The 1,601-nt window shown below is 57.0% G+C and carries 2 protein-coding genes; one reads left to right on the plus strand and one right to left on the minus strand.

Annotated features, from left to right (window positions below; all coding sequences use genetic code 11):
* Positions 1-18: 18 nt before the first annotated feature.
* Positions 19-1,209: an RNA-guided endonuclease InsQ/TnpB family protein gene (locus INF35_RS13625; protein WP_235983255.1), complete on the minus strand. Its 1,191-nt coding sequence runs from the start codon at positions 1,207-1,209 to the stop codon at positions 19-21.
* Here INF35_RS13625 and tnpA point away from each other — a divergent pair.
* Positions 1,102-1,557 carry an IS200/IS605 family transposase gene (gene tnpA / locus INF35_RS13630; protein WP_125203849.1) on the plus strand — a complete coding sequence of 152 codons (456 nt, stop codon included), beginning with the start codon at positions 1,102-1,104 and terminating at the stop codon, positions 1,555-1,557. The two genes, INF35_RS13625 and tnpA, sit on opposite strands and share 108 nt — an antisense overlap.
* Positions 1,558-1,601: the final 44 nt, after the last annotated feature.

The raw sequence follows: 1,601 nt of genomic DNA on the forward strand, positions 1-1,601 counted from the left end.
TTTGACGTCCTCCCCGCCCTAAAGGACGGGGATTCCAACTTCTTGAGGGCAACGTCCTGCCCCGAGGCTGAGGATATTCCGGGCCGCATTCACGTCCCGGTCGTGGAGTACACCACACTCCACGCACTCCCAGACCCTTACTCGCAACCCGTTGACGCCCTGCGGCCCGCTAAGCGAGCCGCACGACGAACAGGCGCGGGTGGTGTTGGTTTCGCGAACGACCTTGAAGACGATGCCTGCGTGAGCGCATTTATATTCCAGCATCGTTTTCAGTTGTGACCAGCCAGCGTCGTAGACGCTTTTGGCCATCCTGGTCTTCGCGAGCCTGGTTGAGGAAACATCGCCCACGACGATTTCGCCGTACTGGTTGACGAGTTTCCGGGAAAACTTGTGCTGCGCGTCCTGGCGACGGTTCTTGATCTTGGCGTGAATAGCTTTTACCCGCCGCTTGTTGCGGGCACGTTGGGCTGTCGCCAACTGGTCTTCCATACGGCGGTAGAAGCGGCTGTTTTCCAGCCTTCCTCCATCGCTACAGGTGGCCACATCCTTGAGCCCAAGGTCGATGCCAACGGCGCCCTGCCCAAGCGTCGGCTGCACGTCCACCTCGACCGCAACATTGAAATACCACCGGCCCCGGCTATCTTCGTTGAAACTGCCGGCACGGAACTTGTATGTCGACAGGCCGTAGCTATCCCACACCTTGAAGTAGGTGCCGTTGTGAAATACCTGCCCGTTCTTCCACTTGGCCGCGCCGGTATTGACCGGAATCCAGCCAAGTGAGCGGCGTACACCGCCGGACTTGCGCCAATTCAAGCGGGGCTTTTTGAACTGCTTGCGGCGGGCAACGTATTCAGCAGCGATGCATTGCAGCGTTTGGCTGTGCAGGCCGAGGTCCTTGCCAGCACCCTTGGTATAGGGGTGCATGTCGTAGGCAGACAGAAACAGACCTTTCTCCCGAATGGCTCGGGAAGACAGTTCGTTGAGGTAGTTCCAAACAAAATTCACGCTGCGGGCCATGCGGTTAAGCTCGGCGGCGTGTTTGTCCTTCACTCGAACCTTGAGGGTCCTGGTCTGCTTCATGGCTTCGAATATACTTGGTCTATGGAAACCAAACAAGCTATCAGAACAGGAAGACACTGCGTTTTTAAACTCCATGCCCATTTGGTCTTTGTCACCAGGTATCGGGGCAAGGTGTTCACCGGCGCGCATCTCAACTCCCTCGAATTGCTTTTCGACCGAGTGTGTCGGGACTTCGAGGCGGAGCTACAGGAGTTCAACGGTGAAACCGATCACGTCCATTTGCTTGTCAACTTTCCACCCAAAGTGGCGGTATCCAGGCTGGTGAATAGTTTGAAGGGGGTATCCAGCCGGCGGATGAAGTTACTACACCCTGAACTGGTGCAGCCCGCCTACCGGAAGAACTCGCTGTGGAGTCCAAGCTACTTTGCGGGAAGTGTCGGAGGCGCCCCCCTGAGCATGGTCAAGCAGTATATTGAGCAACAATCGAGGCCGGACCAGGGGCGCTCTCGCGCCCCTCGCTATCCATCCTCGCACTAGAAGTACGAGGTTTTTCGCGATGTTCGATAAAAACAGCGACCCCA

It is taken from the genome of Gemmiger gallinarum, from assembly GCF_014982805.1.
Lineage (GTDB): Bacteria > Bacillota > Clostridia > Oscillospirales > Ruminococcaceae > Gemmiger > Gemmiger gallinarum.